Below are 16,498 nucleotides of genomic sequence, written 5' to 3'. Positions count from 1 at the left end.
GGCGGCGAAGAGGCCTGCCCGATCATCACGACATCAGGGTTTGAAACCCTGACTCAACAGCCACCCTCGCACCACCCTGTCCTGCTCCACCGACAACTGCGCCAGTACTTGCCGAGCAGGTTCAATCCTCAACCGTCGCACCAGCGGCGCCACCTCCACCCCTTGCACATGCCAGATCCCCAGCGGCTGATCCGGCGTGATCACCACCTCAGCCTCATCGACAAAACCGTCCCTCAGCACCGGCGCCCGCTCGATCCGCAACGCTGCAAAATCCGTCTCGGCATGCGCTACCTCCGCATCCGGCCAGTTACGCCGCAATTGCCAGAATGGCTTATCCAGCCAACGCTGCTCATCGGCATAAAAATCCCGGCCGATTCGTGCGAAACGCAGGAACAGCTGCTCCACCCGTTGCTGATGAAAACGCTGCGCCAGCGCTGCCCGCTCGGGTTTGTGCAGCAATGTATTGATCACCGCAGGTGCCTGCAGCGCCGAAGACAGCGACTGGAAAATCCCGTTGCCAGACAACGGATCCACCGCCATCGCTGCGTCACCCACGCGGATCCAGTTATCGCCACACACCTGTGGGCTGAGAATCGCCGTGCTGCTGCGAGCGTGCAATTGCAGATCAATCTCTGACTCCAAGCCGAAAAACGCCCGGGCCCATTCAGAAGTTTCACGACGTCGGCGACAGTAATCGAGCAACTGTGTCTTGCCTGGCAAACCGGCGCTGGCAACGTCTACCGTCCATTGCCAGTAGCATTGACCGTCCGCCCGCCGCGCCATCCAGGCCCAGCCATCCATCAGGCTTTCCACGGCGCTGGCGGTGTGCCCCGGCGTACCTTGCCAACGGTTCAGCAGGCTGACCGTCTCGGGGCCGCGCAGGCCCTTGCCGAGCGCTGGGGCCTGACGCCCGCGGGCTTCCACGAGAAAGTCGGCCGACAGGGCCTCTTGGCCCTCGAGTTCGATCAAATGCCCCGCGACCGAAGTCCTGACGGTCAGCGCTCGGCCCTCGATCAGCGCCACGCCAGCCAGGCGCAAATCCTCGCGCAGGCCGCGATCAAAGCCGGGACGATCCAGCAGGTATTCGATGTTCTGCGCATGCTGCTGGCCGTTCCACGACACCTGCCTCTGGGAGGGCAAGGCCGCGTCCGCCAGGGCTTGGTGCAGCCCCGCGCCACGCAAGGCCTCGAGCACTCTGACTGAGACCCCTTCCAGCGCCGCAAACCGCCGCCATTCGCTGATTAGTGTCACCGGATAACCGAGTCGGCGCAGGCCCAATGCAACCGCCGCCCCCGCCGGCCCCGCGCCCAGTACGATAATCGACTTCATGCGCCCGAGCGCCGTTCAGGGCCACGATAACGGGCGTTCTCCTGCAGCCAATGAACCACCTGCGCATTGCTGGCCTGGGGTTGTTCCACCAGAAAGCTCGCGATGTGCCCGCTCAAGGCCGCGCATCCGAGGCTGGCGCCGGACTGCCCTGGGTAGCTGCCATTCACACAAGCGGCGAAGTCTGCCTGGGCGCTGTCGAGCCAGGACCACTCCTGCTCGGTGCAGCGAGCGTCGCCGGTAATCCGCAACACTTGGGGGTAATTAGCCGGAAATACACCCTCGCCCTGGGCCGGGCTGGACGCACAGATCAGAACGCCGCGTGCGACCGCCGAAGCGCAGGCTTCGCGCAGCAGGCTGCGATCCTGGCGCAAACCCAGGCTCAAGTTGATCAAGCGCACGTCCTGCGCCACCAGCCAGTCAATTGCTATAGCTATCTGCAAGGCGCTGGTGACACCACGCTGATCGAACACCTGAGCCACACAAAATACCGCCGCTGGCGCCCGTTGGCCGATGGCTTCGATCACTGCACTGCCGTGCCCCAGGGGATCGTCAAGCAGTTCGCTCTCGGCCAGCCCATCGTCCAGCAACGAAAAGCGCCGCCCGGCGAACACCCGCACCTGTTGCGCCACGCAATGTCCGCTGTCGACCACACCAATGCGCAATTCAGGCTTCATGCGGCACCGTCTTCGAAGTGAGCACACCGTCCAGCAACTCGAAGCGCAGATCGGCATCGGCCAGGGTCGAGGGGCGATGGCTGATGAGGATGCGTGTGCGCCCGGCAAACAGAAGGTCGATGGCCTCTATCACTTCACGTTCGGTGGCTTCATCCACCGCCGAGGTCGCCTCGTCCAGTACCAGTATCAGCGGGTCCTGCAACAATGCCCGGGCAATCGCGATGCGTTGTTTCTGCCCACCGGACAACTGTTGGCCGCGTTCGCCCAGAGGGCTGTCGAGGCCTTCGGGCAAGGAGGCGATCAGGCTGTCGAGTTGTGCCAGGCGCGCGACTTCCGCGATCGATTCGCGGCTGGCATCTGGCACTGCGTACGCCAGATTGTCGGCAAGGCTGCCACGAAACAGCACGATGTCCTGACTGACCACGGCGATGCGCTGGCGCAACTGGAACAGGTCCAGGTCGCGCAAGTCGACTTCACCCAGTAGTACGCGCCCTAACTGCGGATCATGATGACGTTGCAACAGGTCGATCAACGTCGATTTCCCTACACCGGAGCCACCACTCAGCGCAACCTTCAAGCCATAGGGGATCCGCGCATCAATGCCGCACAAGGTGCTTCGACGGCCGGGGTGAGTGAAGTGCACCTCATCAAAACGCAAGTCCCCGCTGGCAGGCATCGGTTGGGGGGTGGTGGGGGTGAGCACCGTCGGCTCTTCACCACGCAACTCCATGACGCGACCGAGACTGACCGTCATCCGCTGGATAGCAACATAGAGCCCAAGCAAACTCTGAACCGGCCCGACGGCCATGCCCAGATAGGTGGAAAACGCGATCAGCGCACCGAGTTGCCAGGTGCCCTGTACCACCCAATAACCGCCGATCAAAAATGCGCAGGCCCTGGACAATGACGTCAACGTACCCGGCACTGCCTGGGTGAAAAACTCGGTGATCTGCAGGCGCAGAAGTTGGCTCATGTACCCCTGCCCCAGTGTCTCCAACCGGCTTGATTCCCGTCGCTGCTGACCCGACGATTGAATGAATTTCATCACCGGCAGGGTTTCAACCATAAACGAAGACAGGTCTGCCGATCGCTCGCGTAACTGCCGCACATCGCGCTCGACCTTTCTGCGCATCCAGCGTAACCAGAGTATGTCGAGAGGGATTAACAGCAATACCAGCAGCGATAATTTCCACGACAGCGTCAGCAACATTGCTATGGCGCAAACCAGGCCGACCACACTGGATACTGCTGAAAATAATGAGTCTACGGCGAAGCGCTGGATCTCGGCGACATCACCGTCGAGTCGCGACATCAAATCGCCAATGCGCCGCTGCCCGTAAAAGCTCGGGGACAGGGTTTGCAGGTGCCGGTAAAGATCGTCCCGCAGCGAGAATAAAATTCGTCCGGACAAGCGTGTGTGCAGATAACGATTAACACCTGAGAGTGCCGTGCCCGTGATACCGGCGAAAATCATCAGGACGGCAATCTGAACCACCATTGAAAAGTCGCGCCCCAACAAACCATCGTCGATGAGCAGTTTGGTCAGCCATGGCTGCACCAGCACCAGCAGCGAGGCGCAGATCGACAACCCGAGCAAACCGATGATCGCCAACCTGTGGGGTCGAACAAAGCCGTAGAGCCAACTCAGCGCGGCTTTCAGAGCTTCGGGGTTTTGGCTGTCGATCAGCCGAACTATGACGCGCTGCATCAAGAGCGCAACTGTTTGAGTTTGCGATACAGCGTCGCACGGCTGATACCCAAGGTGTCAGCAGCAGCCGAGACATTCCCTTTATGGGTGTCGAGGGACTGGCGGATCAGCCCCAGTTCACTCTCCCTGATACTGCCGGACGGCGGCCGTTCGCTCGCATTGAGTTCATCGAGCGTACTGTCGGGCAGATGGTCGAGAGTGAGCACGCTCTCCCCCGCCTCACGCATGGCCAGTGCAGTACGCAGGACCATTTCCAGTTGGCGGATATTGCCCGGCCAGTGATACCCCAGCAGCAAACGACTCAGGTCCTCGTCCAACAGCATATCGGGTGCCCCAAGCTTGGCCAGCAGTTGAGTCACCAGTGACGGTACATCGTCGCGTTCGCGAAGTGCCGGGAGCAAGACACTGATGCCGTTGACCCGATAGAACAAGTCTTCGCGAAACTCCTTGTCTTCCACCTGGCGTTTAAGGTCGTGGTGAGTGGCGCAAATCAGCGCTATGTCTATGCTCTGCTCTTCGCCAGCACCGAGCGGCGCTACTTTGCGATCTTGCAATACACGCAACAGTCGCGCTTGCAACGCCAGCGGCATATCGCCGATTTCGTCCAGGAACAAGGTGCCTCCATGGGCCTGTTGCAATCGACCGACCATGCCGCCGCGGCGAGACCCCGTAAAGGCACCTTCGCGGTAGCCGAACAATTCCGACTCGATCAAACCTTCGGGGATTGCCGCGCAATTGACCGCCACAAAAGGTTTGTCACAGCGACTGCCAGCCATGTGCAGGGCGCGGGCGATGACTTCTTTGCCAGTGCCGGTTTCACCCAGCAGCAAAACGGGCAACTCATTAGCCAGGCCCTGACGAGCCATCCGCAAAGCGCGGGCGTAACGACTATTGCTACCGGCCAGAGATTCAAGCTGGGGTTGGGTCTGGTTAACTTTGACGGTGCTACGCGACGGTACGCTAACGCTGATCGAGCGTTGCGGCATACGCAAAATCTTGTAAAAAAACTCACCTCTAGCGGTCCTTAGGCTACCTACCGGACTCCCATGCGCTCGTGACAAAAGTTGCATGCCGTCAACGCCCAGGAATTCCTCGCAACGCATTCCAACCAGCGACGAGCGTTGATCATTGAGCAATTGACACGCCTGGGCACTGACCGCCAGCACTTGCCCCCCCAGGCTCACCGCCATCAGCCCCTGCCAGGATGATTCGAGGTATTGGCGGCGGCTGTGAAATGCCAAGACTATTTCATCTGGATAACTGGTGTTGAATACCCGACTTTCGATCTGGCTGACGGCCATAGACAGCAGTGCGGTGCTCTCTTGAGCGCGCCCCAACGGCCCTTCACGGGTCAGATCAAGCACGCCGAGGAGATTGCCTTGCGGGCAATAAATCGGAACGGACGTGCAAGAGATCTGATTAAGGCGATCAAGAAAATGCTCACCGCAATCAATCATTGTTGTTCGGGCTTCGACCAGAGCAGTGCCTAACGCGTTAGTGCCGCGAGCAGCTTCGCTCCAGCACGCGCCACGGGCGATGTCCGCCATGCCCATACCCTTGAGGCGATCGGCACGACCTTCGACAGTCAGGATGGTGGCATCTGCGTTGGCGAGGATAATCACCCCTGACTTGCCCTGACGCTCGGCCAGGTAGTCGATCGCAGGCAGCGCTGCGTCAATCAGCAAGCGGTTGCTAACAGTTAAAGCTTCCACATTCGAACGGGACTGCTGCTCCAGCTCGTATCCTGCCTTGAAATGCACGCCATGCTCCATGCTGCGTCGCCACGACGCACCAATTTCAGCACGCAACAAACCATCGGGGATGAACCCATCGTTGTGCAGCTTTTCACGAGCCAAAAGGGCTTCGGGTCGAAGGTTATCTATTATTGTTTTCTTGGACATGTTGGTCAGTTCCTGGCTAATCCGTCCGCCTATCTCTTCCCGCAGGCGCGGCGCTTTATCTAAGCATCACGCTAACACCTCCTCGATTGCAAGAGAGGCCGTTCGGGTGATTATGTTTAGACATGCAGGATCCGAACCACTTGCAAGGCATCTTTTACCCGACTGGAGTTGGCGTGAGGCTTCAATACCAGACTGCGACAATCGACCACAGGTCATTCCGAAGTGCGCGTCGCATCTGCCATCAATCTTCAAGAGGACCCTTCGCATGACAGGTTGTCGCACTTGGTACCTTGCTGCCAACGCCCTATGCTCTGCCCGAGAAAGGCGAAATCAGTACCTGCGCTGCGTCCTTATGCGTTCCGATTCATTGCGCAGCAACGGATAAATTCCGCCCAAGCCTAAACATAAAAACCAATTAGGTGAATCGTGAGAAAGGTCATAGCTGCTGCCTGCTTTTTGTACTGACTGCCGCGCAGGCAGCCCAGGAGCCCGAAGCTGTCTTCAAGCGTAGTTGCATGATGTGTCACAGCGGCCAATTACCGACTGCTCCGAAAAAAGGCGACCAGGCCGCCTGGAAACCACGTCTGGATAAAGGCACCGAAGTACTCGTAAAGCATGTGACAGAGGGCTTTGGCGCCATGCCACCACGCGGCCTCTGCATGGATTGCAATGCTGAAGACTACATGGCTGTGATTGCCTGGATGTCAAAGTAATAGCTGATAACTCTCCTCCAGCAAAGATGGCTCTGCACAGATCACGAGCCATTGATTGTCTCTAAGTCGCACTCCATGGGAAGGGTCGGATCGGCGCCCCATTCACTCATCGAGTTATCGTAGACGGCAACGTTGTCGTATCCCAGCTGATAGAGCCAGAACGCGTCGACCGCAGCGAATATGCCACTTCCGCAGTAAGTGATGAATCCTCTGGATGTGCTTGTCTGCGCTTCCATGAAGTACCGGGAGATTTCCTCTGGGGATTTGAATAATCCTGTTTCAGGATCCAGCAGCTCTTTCTGGGGCACATTCACACTTCGCGGAATCCTTCCTGTCCGTCCAAATGCAGTGACTTTTCCGTTATGCAAGTCAGCGCCCAAAGCGCTGATTGTGCACATTGAGGGATCATTGATTGCGCTCAGTACCTCCGCTTTGCCTACGAACAGTTCGGGTCGAGGCTGGATATGGAGGGTGCCCGCAGGATACTTGCAGGGAGAGGCTGACAGGGCCCGCTTTTCTACCTCCCACTTCTCATGTCCTCCATCCAGGATCGAGGCATTGTCAAAGCCCAACCACTTCAACATCCACCAGAATCGCGCAGCCCATGACACCCCGCGTCGGCAATAGAGAATGACCCGGGAACTGTCGTCAATACCACTCTTTGCGAACGCCGCAGCGATATGGGCTGAGTCAGCCAATGTCATGCCGTATGGACTGTCTTGACGCGAAAAGTCCCTTTGTAAATCGAAATATCCAGCGCCTGGAATATGGCCGACCTCATATTCATGCAGGCAAGGTGTCGCCCTGTAGGGGCGCTTGCCAGCTTCGTCTGCAACAAGCCTCGTAGTGCAGTCAAAAATCCGAAGACCGGGATCTCCCAGGTGATCTTCCAGCCAGCTTGTGCTGACCAGGGCATTTGGATCCCTAAGCGTTATCGAGTTCATTACGTCCTTCCAAGACAGTTGTGCGGATGTTTGGCGGCCCATTGATCACTTGATTATGCGGACAATGCCCTGCAGTCGAAAGCTTCTGCGCCTGGCAAGGCCCGCCAGTTGTCTGGTCCGTCTGAGATCTCTTGCGCGCTCAGCAAGCAATCGTCCAGTTCGCTCTGCAAGAGATGCGTATCGAGTCCCTGGCCGATAAAAACCAACTCCTGCCGGCAGTCGCCAACAATGCTATCCCACCTGGCCATAAGCCTTTGGAGCCGGTACTCGTCCCGGGGCCACTGCGACCGTTCAATAAAGTTCCACCAGTGGCCCACGTAGTCCCATTGAAACTGCTGGCCGCTTTGTACCAGCATGCCTGTTTCGAGATGCCGGCTGGCGACCCAGAAGTAACCTTTGCTGCGCAACAGGCGGCCGTTGTGCCAGGGCCGATTGAGGAAGTTGAGCAATCGCTGCGGGTGGAAAGGAGCTCGTTCGCGGTACACCCAGGACGTCACGCCATAGGTGTCCGACTCTGAAGCGGGCTCATCAACGGCCTCCATTTTCTTCATCCAGCCCGGCGACTCCGCCAGGCTGGGCAAATCGAATAGGTGGGTGCCAAGAATGTTTGATAACGCGACATTGCCATGGGCCATCTGCATGATCTCAGCGGTCGGGTTCAGGCTCGCGAGGACCGCGTGCAACGCCAGGTATTCTGGCTCATCGATAAGGTCTACTTTGTTGATGAGAATGACATTGGCGTACTCTACTTGCTCGATCAGCAGATTCGCCAAGTAACGCGGCGGGCTGTCGATTGTGTTGTCGCGAACGACGGTTTCCGTTGAATTCAGCAACGACAAAAAATGACTGCCGTCGACGACCGTCACCAGCGTATCGAGCCGCGCCAATTCGCTAAGACTGAAGCCTTCGGGATCAAGGAAGGCGAAAGTCTCTGCAACCGGCATGGGTTCAGAAATGCCCGTTGACTCGATGAGTAGATAATCGGGGTATACGGATTTAATGGTTGATGGGGCACCTTTACCCCACCAACCTGATACCATTATCAGATGGTTGATAGATCGACTCCGTAGTTGAGTTCCTCTGCGAAGTCCGGCAGTCCGTAACCGATGGTTTTCTTGTAGAAAGGAGAGACCTTCGCAGTCGGTGCCTTCTTCTTGTGCTTCGTGGTGTAGAGCATTCGTGCCCGCATCACCTCGAAGGAGTAACCGCGCCCTTCACGGTTCTTGTCCTTGGCCAGTCGGTTGATGGACTCCGTGTAAGCGTTGGTGACGGGCATGTCCGTCTCGAAGTAGGTCATGGTCTCTTCGCGCCAGTTTCCCACTGCCCTGACCAGATCGCTCCAGACTTCCTTTTGGCCCTTCGGGATGGTGGCTATCCACTCGTCCAGGGCGGCTTCTGCCTGGAGCCGTGTGGTGGCGTCCCAGATGCCGTAGAAGCGCTCCTTGTGCTCGTAGGCGGCCAGCAGTTGCGGGAACGCGCCTGTCCAGGTCTCCATGATGAGGCGCTCCCGGTCTGAGACTTCGTGAGCGCGTTTCAGCAGGATTTTCCGGTCTCCCTTGAGAGTCCGGCTCTGGGACGGTTTCAGCTCCTTTCTGAGGCCCTTGCGCACTCTCTCTAGGGCATCGTTGGCCATGCGCACCACATGGAACTTATCGACCACGATACGGGCCTGGGGCAGCACAGCCTTGACCGCTGCCCGGTAGGGGTTCCACATGTCCATGCTGACGATCTCGACCTTCTGCCGGTCTTTCAGCTTCATCAGGTAGTTGGTCACCACGTCCTGGCGGCGGGTGGCCAGCAGGTCGAGCAGGGTTCGCTCCTCAATGTTGGTCAGAATGCAGCGGTAGCGCTTGTTCAGGTATAGCTCGTCAATGCCCAGGATGCGGGGCGTCTCGAAGCGGTGCCAGCGCCCCAGGAACTCGGCGCGGGCGTTGAAGATGTCGCGCACCGTCTTCTCGTCCAGGCCGGTCTGTGCCGCCACAAAGGTGTAGGGGTGGTTGAAGGATTCCTTCTCCACGTACTCATGCAGCCGCAGTGTCATACGGAATCCGTCCACCATCTCCGGTAGCTGGGGCCTGAATGTTGTCTTGCAGGCCCGGCAGGTGTATCGGCGGCGGACCACCCAGAGAGTGACCCGCTTGCCGTGGATGGGCAGATCACGATAGGGAACGTCACGCTTGCCGAACCGCACGAACTCACCCTGCACGCCGCACCCCTCGCAGGCTACTGGTGTAGGTGCTTCAAGCCGAAAATGTATGTCTTCATTCTGCTCATCAGAATCCACCAACTGGTACCCAGGAAGGCTTAACGAATTAATCATCTCCCGCCTTGATCAGAAAAACAGGTAGGTGGCGTAACCGGCAATCATCGCCATAGCAAAAATGACTGCTAAAAACGCCGCTAAAAGCTTCAGCGTGAACAAAGAGCGCAACAGAATGAGCTCAGTCAGGCTGGCTCCGGCACTGCCGATGATCAACGCTAGCACCGTCCCGGCACCCACGCCTTTGGCCATCAGAGCCGCTGCCAGAGGTATGACGGCTTCAGCGCGAATATACAACGGCACGCCGATGACAGCGGCAACTGGAATGGCAAAGGGATTATCTGGGCCTGCATACTGCTCCAATAAGTCAGTGGGCATGAAACCATAGATCACGCTGCCAATCGCAATACCGATGAGCAGGTAAGGCAACACATCGATAAAGTCCGACCAAGCTTCCCGCCACACACCACTGTACTTCCCTTCTTTCTTAACCGTGACAGTGGGTTGACTGTCACAGCATTCGCTAGACGTAGAGACTGTTGTCTTCCTATCAGCCCCGCAAGAAGCCGTCTTCCGAGTGGTGTCGCAGCTGTTGGTGCCGCAACTCGATGCGGTCGATGTAGCACTGCACGGGCTTGCTGATGAACTACATCCACTGCTCTCTTGTGTCGCCGTCCGGCGCACATAACGCTCGAAGCCAAGCGTGTGAAGCAGCCATCCGGCACCTACCGCGACCACCAAAGCGGCGAGCACATAGATAGCAGTAAGTGTCCATCCAAACGTGGCAACCAGCAGGCCGACGACGATAGGATTCAGCAACGGAGATGAGAAAAGAAACACCATCATCGGCCCAAAACCGGCCCGTGCCCGAATCAACCCTTTCAACATGGGGATAGTCGAGCAACTACAGAAGGGCGTTATAGCTCCTAAACCAGCAGCAAGAAAATAGCCTCGCTTCCCACTGGAAGTCAGTAACGCTTCCACCTTGGATGGTGGGATGTGACGTTGAAGAACTCCGACCAGCAAGCTAATGCCAATGAATAAAACCGATAGCTCGATAGCGAGAAAGGCGAACATGCCTAGAGCGTCTTGGAGTTGAGATGACATTCAATATTACTCCTATATTTCTAGTATTGTCGAAATGATGTACGCAGCCTACTTGCGTTTATCCGACCTGTCAACTATAATTCTAGAAACATCGAATTATTGGGGCGTGCTATGGATCACGAAAAGGTTGCAGCCAGCTTAGCTGAGCTAGGGAATAGTCACCGACTGTCCGTGTTCCGCTTTCTGGTCAAAGCTGGCCATGATGGGGCTTCGGTCGGAGATATCCAGAAGGGGCTGGGTATTCCTGCTTCGACGCTATCACATCACCTTGCGCGCATGGCCAAGGTAGGGCTGATCCGGCAGGAGAAACATAGCCGCACGATTGTCTGTATACCCGAGTATGGGCACCTAGAGAATTTGATCGGTTTCTTACAAGAGGAATGTTGTGCAGGTGTCCGGATTGCGCATGAACCAGAACCGCTTTGACGCTTGCCCAGCTCTCGCTGTCCTCCCTAGTCAGCATCGCTATGAAGACTCAGGCGAAGGTGGAAACAGAAAATTGGCAGTAGAGTAGGCTGAAGAGGATCAATCAGATAATCCGCTGAGAAAGATTTTCTTCTTTACATCTTTGGCATTTTATCAACCAGAAATTCCGGATACCCATTAAAACAAGACAAACAGTGGAGTAACTGTATGACGGCTGTGGAATATCCTGCGTGGATTCGCGAACTGCATGAGAGCGAGATATTTGGTGAAGCCCTTGCACTCGCGCTGATCGAGGTGGCGAAAAGCGAACGCGATCAATACCACTTTGGCACTTTGCTGCAACTTGAAACCGAAACAAAAGCGCGCTTGCGGCCCTTCTTGTTCAAGTACGGCGTACCTCTGAGCGAGAACATCGACCTGAGTGATGCTGGAGCCATTGTCAGCGCCTATCAGTCAGCCGCTAACCTCCAGGAATTTGCCGGCGGCATTAAACCTGTTGTTGAGAACTTCCTGTCGCGCTTTGAAGAGATCGCGCGCATTTGCCCGGAAGAGGATCGCGACATCGCCCAGTCAATGGTTCGTCACGAGTCAGCCATCCTCAAATGGCTGACCATGGAAAGCACGTGCCATCCGCGCGGCTCTCTGGATGACATGATCGGAGAGTTGCGCTACCCCTTGCCGACAATTGAAGTTTAGCCAGAGAAGGAGCAACCATGATCACCTATTCATCCGCAAACAAAGATGATGAACTCGTTTACATCGGCTCACCTGAGAGCCTGGGCGCAACGACATTGTCTGAAACGGAAATAAAACTGTATGCCCGCTTGGATCTTGGCGGGGGAGAGGCTCCACTCACTACAGGTCTGTTTGAAGTCACGAAGGGCCGTTTCCGTTTCACGTATCCCTTTAGGGAAGGTCTGAAGTAAGCAGCCGTTTTTAACGGCCTCGCTGTCTGAGGTTCAAAAAACACCGACTTAATCGAAAATCAGACCTTTCCTCCTGTCAGTTCACTGTTTTTTGCGGAATAGCACCTTTTCAGGGCTCATTGTCCACATCACAGGCGCACCTCGCCTGCATTCAACAGTCGTTTTCGCATCATCCACAGGTTCGATAAGGCAAACAGTGTGGTCTGCTGCGCGGTGTTTTTCACCAAGCCTCGGAAGCGGACTTTCGTATAACCAAACTGGCGCTTGATCACCCTGAATGGATGCTCAACCTTGGCCCGGACTTGAGCTTTCGCGTATTCGATTTTGCGGCGCATGCGACCGATCAGGCTCTTTTTTGCATGCTTCTTATAGCTGCTGGGGCGCGCTGCGATCGACCAGATCATCTGGCGATGTTGATGCTCCGCACGCTTCTCCACGCCGGTGTAACCGGCATCGCCAGAGACGTAAGTTTCCTCGCCATGCAGCAACTGATCGACCTGAGTCACGTCCGCCACATTCGCCGCCGTGCCCACCACGCTATGTACCAGACCGGATTCAACATCGACACCGATGTGCGATTTCATCCCGAAATAGTACTGATTTCCTTTCTTTGTCTGGTGCATTTCGGGGTCGCGTTTACCGTCCTTGTTCTTGGTCGAACTGGGCGCATGAATGATCGTCGCATCGACCACAGTTCCCTGACGCAGCAGCAAACCTCGGTCGCCCAAATAGCCGTTGATGACCTGCAAAATCCCACCGGCCAGCTCATGTTTTTCCAACAGCCGGCGGAAGTTGAGGATCGTGGTTTCATCCGGAATCCGATCCAAATGCAGCCCGGCAAACTGGCGCAGAATCGTGGTTTCGTAGAGGGACTCTTCCATCGCCGGATCGCTGTAGCCGAACCAGTTTTGCATCAGATGAACCCGCAGCATGGCCATCAACGGATACGCCGGACGACCGCCTTCACCCTTCGGATAATGCGGCTCGATCAACGCAATCAGGCCTTTCCAGGGCACGACCTGATCCATCTCAATCAGGAAACGCTCACGGCGGGTCTGCTTACGTTTGCCTGCGTACTCGGCATCAGCGAAAGACATTTGCTTCATCGGGGCTCAACCGTTCAGTTCGTGGGACAGCCGTATCTCACCAGATTTGGAAGTCTTTTTCAGAGTTTCCTTAGCGAGCTGGCAACGTTAATTGAGGGTGAAATCGAGATAACCGATGAATCAGGCAATAGCGTCACCTATGAGGGTGGCGATGGACGTAGCTGGTTTATTCGCAAGGGAGCAACGGTGATCTGGGATGTGAAATCAGAAAAAGCGCGCAAGAGCTTTTTTTCTGCCACTACGGATATTTAGGTGCACATGGATGCTTTGATGAGCTGACGTATTTCCTGCTTTATCGCGTAACTCTACATGCAGCAAAAAAGAAGCCCGGCATGCGATACGCTGCCGGGCTTTTTGGTTCTGGCTTGGTTGACTCGCACTCAGTGGCAAATCATCGGCATGCCTGAATAGACCCAGTATGCCGTGGCTGTGATGCCGCAGACCCAAGCAATGACCTGCCAACGTCCGTTTTGCCAGAACCACTTGCGCAGATAATGTGTCATCACCGTTGCGCCGCCGCTCTGCGCACGCCAGCGATCGCATAACAAATGCCGACGAAAAAGACGAGGATGCTGAGTCCCTGCGCAGCGAGCCACAGGTTCTTTCCGACCTGCACGGGTTCGAAATAGAAGTTTGGCCAGATCTTGTTGCCGACGTAAAAACCCACGCCGGCAGTCACCAGTTCGGCGATCAGTCCGTAGGCGCAAAGTTTGGCCGCAATGCGTTCAAGGCCGCAAACGCTGTGCACCGCGCCTTGGCGGATCGCCGCCAGATAGCACAACCCGATAGCGATCATGCCGAGGCTACCGGTTTTGAGCGTCATCTCGGCCAGGACGGCGGGGCAGCCCCACCACAGCGTGACGTTCTTGAGGAACACCGGGCCGACATCTCCCTGTTGAGCGCCGACCATGTAGTGCAGGATCGGAATGAAACCGACTGCAAATCCGGTGATGAACAGGCCAAGGCCCCAGCGGATGAATGTCCAGCCCAGTTCGGCGGGTGTAACGTTTGCTTCGTCACCGACGATGGCCATTGTTGCGTTGCTCATAGGAAAGTTTCCTGTTGTGTGGAGGGGCGCCACTAAGGGTGAGTGGCGAGTGTCTGTGTCTCTGTCTGGCAGTCACGTAACGGTTTCAGACCTTTCGCACGTACCGCAGCGAGTTCCCGCTTGGCGATATCCAGGTCGGCGAGGAATAGAGGGTCTGCGTGCAGACGAGCGACTGCGGCGGCGCCGATAAGTCGTCCGGCGTCGACATCGCTCTGCCAGTGCACATTGCAAATCACCCGGCTTTGTCCATAGGCAATACCCCGTGCCAGAAGGGCATCGGTACGCTCAGGTGCCATCTCGGACAGGATCAGTGCCCATGCCCAGCCGACGGCGCTGTGTCCGGAGGGATAGGAGCCGTCTTTTTTCAAGGGTTCCGCGTCCGGGGCACAGATGGGTGCCTGATTCACCACCAAAGGCCGTGTGCGGACGTAAAAATTCTTGGCTGCATAGGTCGCCAGTCCGGCATCCGTCAGCGAGCGACGCAAGAGTTGATACAAGTAGGGCGTGTCTTCGCTGCTGACCGGGGCATTCAATGCACAGCTAAACGTCTCGGCGGCCCGCGGAAATCGCAAATCATTATCGGCGGTTGCCAGAGCCCATCGCGGCGTATCCCGTAAGGCGAGGGTAGCGTGAGAAATCGCCTCATCACGCGCCATGTCTGCAGAATTCTGTTCAGGAGGGGCAGGAAGCAATGCGCGACTGTCGGGTAAGGATTTAGGCGACAGATAACCGGTCAACAGACCGGGACGAAACTCAGGGACGGCAGCCGGTTGGGCAGGTGCATCGGCATGCGCAGCAGCGACACAGAGTGCGAGACTGGTTCCCAGCCAAAAGGATCGGTGATTCACGGAGTACCTCATTTATCGGGGGCGACAACCTGGAATTCGGCGCTCGGAGCACGATCAATGCAGCGAGGCAAAATTCACCGATGGTCTGAGGCAGGCGTAGGGATTCACCGTCTGGCATTCATTCCGGGCCTGGTGCAGCGACTCCAGCGAGACGTCGTCAAATCGTGTGGTGACGACAGCCACCATCGCTATCAGTGAGGCAATGACACACAGCATTATTATTGTTTTCATCGGTTCACCCGCTCGAAAGCGTTGAGTGATGGGACGTACTGTTGTGTCTTGAATTTATCGGAGCTGAAAAGCACGTCCCCCCCTTCGGCGGGGGGGATGATGAGACTAAGAATCCGTGGTAATTGCCCGGCCGAAGAGTCTTTGCAAAATGTTTCATGGCCTTTAGGATGACTTCAGGTTCGGCCATGTCATCGAGACAGGGACCGTGAGTCCTATAAGAACTACCTGCCCGGAACAGGGCTTCATTCGGCGTTGTCCAGCATGTCCAGACCCAGTGCCCAGACCATCTTCGCCGAGAGCTTCTTTCGCGTGAATGCACAACTGTTCGCCCCGTTCCTGGCCGAGGCCGGCCTGGACGAGCGCATTTTGCATACCCCCGATGTGGAGATTCCCGCCGCGAATTATGTCGAGCTCTGGGAGATCCTCGGGCGCAGAGTGGATGCGTCGATCGGCCTGCGCATCGGCATCCAGACTGTCAGCACCGCCCTTGGCGCCTATGGTCAAACGATACGCAGTGCGCCGACCATGCTCCTGGCGCTGCGGTGCATGAGTCATTTCGCCGTGGTGTTTGCTCATGCTATTCGGGTGGATTTCGAAATCGACGGGGGGCAGGTCATCCTGTCTTACCAGTGCACCGATCCGACCATCACGCGGCGCCGCCAGGACTCCGAATTCACCATTGGCTTCTTCCTCAGCCTTCTGCGGGAGATCACCGAGAATCCGCGATTGACGCCGCAGCGGGCCGATTTCGAGCATGAAAGGCCGACCGATTGGTCGTTACATCGAGACGTGCTTGCGTGCCCGCTGCATTTCAAGCAGTCGGACAACCGCCTTTATTTCCCGATTGAATTGTTGGAGATGCCGGTACGCACCGCCGATCCACGCCTGTTCCAGGCACTGGAACCCTTCCTCGAACAGCAGCGGCAGATCAGGGCACCCGTTGGCGATCTGCTCGCCGAACTGGGGCGTCATATCGCCAGCAGCCTGAGCAGCGGCGGGGCCAGCCTGGAAATGGTGGCGCAGAGCATGGGCCTGGGACCGCGCACACTGCAACGGCGTCTGGCTGAGCACCAGGTGGAATTCAGGCTGCTGGTCGAAGACGTGCGCCGGTCACTGGCCGAAGCCTATGTGGCGCAGAACCATTACAGCCTGACTGAAGTCGCCTTGCTGCTTGGTTACGCCGAATGCAGTTCATTCAGCCGAGCTTTTCGTCGCTGGACTCAAGTCTCTCCTCAGCAATATCGCCTGCAAGCCAAGGCCAACCTCGCGTAATTTTT

The 16,498-nt window shown here is 57.0% G+C and carries 16 protein-coding genes and 1 pseudogene; 6 read left to right on the top strand and 11 right to left on the bottom strand.

Annotated elements, in window-relative coordinates; genetic code table 11:
• Positions 1-33 precede the first annotated feature (33 nt).
• From P2T68_RS12660 to P2T68_RS12645, 4 genes are read right to left on the bottom strand one after another with little or no spacing between them, the layout of a single operon-like run.
• Entirely contained in the window at positions 34-1,329 is a 1,296-nt protein-coding gene (locus P2T68_RS12660) for a tryptophan 7-halogenase (protein WP_277379414.1), read from the bottom strand.
• Positions 1,326-2,003: a S8/S53 family peptidase gene (locus P2T68_RS12655; protein ID WP_277379413.1), complete on the bottom strand. Its 678-nt coding sequence runs from the start codon at positions 2,001-2,003 to the stop codon at positions 1,326-1,328. The genes P2T68_RS12660 and P2T68_RS12655 overlap by 4 nt, the downstream gene beginning before the upstream one ends.
• Positions 1,993-3,711 (bottom strand): ABC transporter ATP-binding protein, encoded by a 1,719-nt coding sequence (locus P2T68_RS12650; protein WP_277379750.1) that lies wholly within the window; start codon positions 3,709-3,711, stop codon positions 1,993-1,995. The genes P2T68_RS12655 and P2T68_RS12650 overlap by 11 nt, the downstream gene beginning before the upstream one ends.
• The gene (locus tag P2T68_RS12645) at positions 3,711-5,612 is read right to left on the bottom strand and encodes a sigma-54-dependent Fis family transcriptional regulator (RefSeq protein ID WP_277379412.1); all 1,902 of its coding nucleotides are present in this window, start codon (positions 5,610-5,612) and stop codon (positions 3,711-3,713) included. The genes P2T68_RS12650 and P2T68_RS12645 overlap by 1 nt, the downstream gene beginning before the upstream one ends.
• A gap of 419 nt (positions 5,613-6,031) precedes the next feature.
• Between P2T68_RS12645 and P2T68_RS12640 the strand changes: the two genes are divergently transcribed.
• Positions 6,032-6,325, top strand: a complete 294-nt coding sequence (locus P2T68_RS12640; protein WP_277379411.1) for a c-type cytochrome — start codon at positions 6,032-6,034, stop codon at positions 6,323-6,325.
• A 41-nt stretch (positions 6,326-6,366) separates the two neighbouring features.
• Here P2T68_RS12640 and P2T68_RS12635 read toward each other — a convergent pair whose 3' ends face one another.
• From P2T68_RS12635 to P2T68_RS12620, 4 genes and pseudogenes are all read right to left on the bottom strand, one after another.
• Complete coding sequence (locus tag P2T68_RS12635) at positions 6,367-7,269, bottom strand: sulfurtransferase (RefSeq protein ID WP_277379410.1); 903 nt, start codon at positions 7,267-7,269, stop codon at positions 6,367-6,369.
• 53 nt (positions 7,270-7,322) lie between these two features.
• Positions 7,323-8,252 (bottom strand): annotated as a pseudogene (locus tag P2T68_RS12630) (GTP-binding protein); the annotation flags it as partial.
• 59 nt (positions 8,253-8,311) lie between these two features.
• Entirely contained in the window at positions 8,312-9,589 is a 1,278-nt protein-coding gene (locus tag P2T68_RS12625; RefSeq protein ID WP_000610830.1) for an ISL3 family transposase, read from the bottom strand.
• Positions 9,590-9,601: 12 nt separating this feature from the next.
• The gene (locus P2T68_RS12620) at positions 9,602-10,636 is read right to left on the bottom strand and encodes a permease (protein ID WP_277379405.1); all 1,035 of its coding nucleotides are present in this window, start codon (positions 10,634-10,636) and stop codon (positions 9,602-9,604) included.
• Positions 10,637-10,747: 111 nt separating this feature from the next.
• Here P2T68_RS12620 and P2T68_RS12615 point away from each other — a divergent pair, with 111 nt between their 5' ends.
• The 3 genes from P2T68_RS12615 (at position 10,748) to P2T68_RS12605 (ending at position 11,988) form a co-directional block, all read left to right on the top strand.
• Positions 10,748-11,062, top strand: a complete 315-nt coding sequence (locus tag P2T68_RS12615) for a helix-turn-helix domain-containing protein (protein WP_000349485.1) — start codon at positions 10,748-10,750, stop codon at positions 11,060-11,062.
• Positions 11,063-11,269: 207 nt separating this feature from the next.
• The gene (locus tag P2T68_RS12610) at positions 11,270-11,758 is read left to right on the top strand and encodes a hypothetical protein (RefSeq protein ID WP_191122551.1); all 489 of its coding nucleotides are present in this window, start codon (positions 11,270-11,272) and stop codon (positions 11,756-11,758) included.
• A gap of 17 nt (positions 11,759-11,775) precedes the next feature.
• Positions 11,776-11,988 (top strand): hypothetical protein, encoded by a 213-nt coding sequence (locus tag P2T68_RS12605; RefSeq protein WP_277379409.1) that lies wholly within the window; start codon positions 11,776-11,778, stop codon positions 11,986-11,988.
• A 128-nt stretch (positions 11,989-12,116) separates the two neighbouring features.
• Here the strand turns inward: P2T68_RS12605 and P2T68_RS12600 are convergent, their stop codons facing one another.
• On the bottom strand, positions 12,117-13,085 hold the full coding sequence (locus tag P2T68_RS12600) for an IS5 family transposase (protein WP_277378958.1): 969 nt from the start codon (positions 13,083-13,085) through the stop codon (positions 12,117-12,119).
• Here P2T68_RS12600 and P2T68_RS12595 point away from each other — a divergent pair.
• A complete protein-coding gene (locus P2T68_RS12595; protein WP_277379408.1) occupies positions 12,966-13,346 on the top strand; it encodes a cupin domain-containing protein in 381 nt (126 codons plus the stop codon). The genes P2T68_RS12600 and P2T68_RS12595 overlap by 120 nt on opposite strands.
• A 250-nt stretch (positions 13,347-13,596) precedes the next feature.
• Here P2T68_RS12595 and P2T68_RS12590 read toward each other — a convergent pair whose 3' ends face one another.
• The gene (locus P2T68_RS12590) at positions 13,597-14,142 is read right to left on the bottom strand and encodes a hypothetical protein (protein ID WP_277379407.1); all 546 of its coding nucleotides are present in this window, start codon (positions 14,140-14,142) and stop codon (positions 13,597-13,599) included.
• Between the two features lie 32 nt (positions 14,143-14,174).
• Complete coding sequence (locus P2T68_RS12585; RefSeq protein ID WP_224742910.1) at positions 14,175-14,798, bottom strand: phosphatase PAP2 family protein; 624 nt, start codon at positions 14,796-14,798, stop codon at positions 14,175-14,177.
• Positions 14,799-15,482: 684 nt separating this feature from the next.
• Between P2T68_RS12585 and P2T68_RS12580 the strand changes: the two genes are divergently transcribed.
• The gene (locus tag P2T68_RS12580; RefSeq protein ID WP_041110805.1) at positions 15,483-16,493 is read left to right on the top strand and encodes an AraC family transcriptional regulator; all 1,011 of its coding nucleotides are present in this window, start codon (positions 15,483-15,485) and stop codon (positions 16,491-16,493) included.
• Positions 16,494-16,498 lie beyond the last annotated feature (5 nt).

This window comes from Pseudomonas sp. G11 (assembly GCF_029457515.1).
Taxonomy (GTDB): domain Bacteria; phylum Pseudomonadota; class Gammaproteobacteria; order Pseudomonadales; family Pseudomonadaceae; genus Aquipseudomonas; species Aquipseudomonas gorinensis.
Note: the sequence above shows the minus strand (reverse complement) of the source record. Positions and strands in the feature narration are given on the sequence as shown.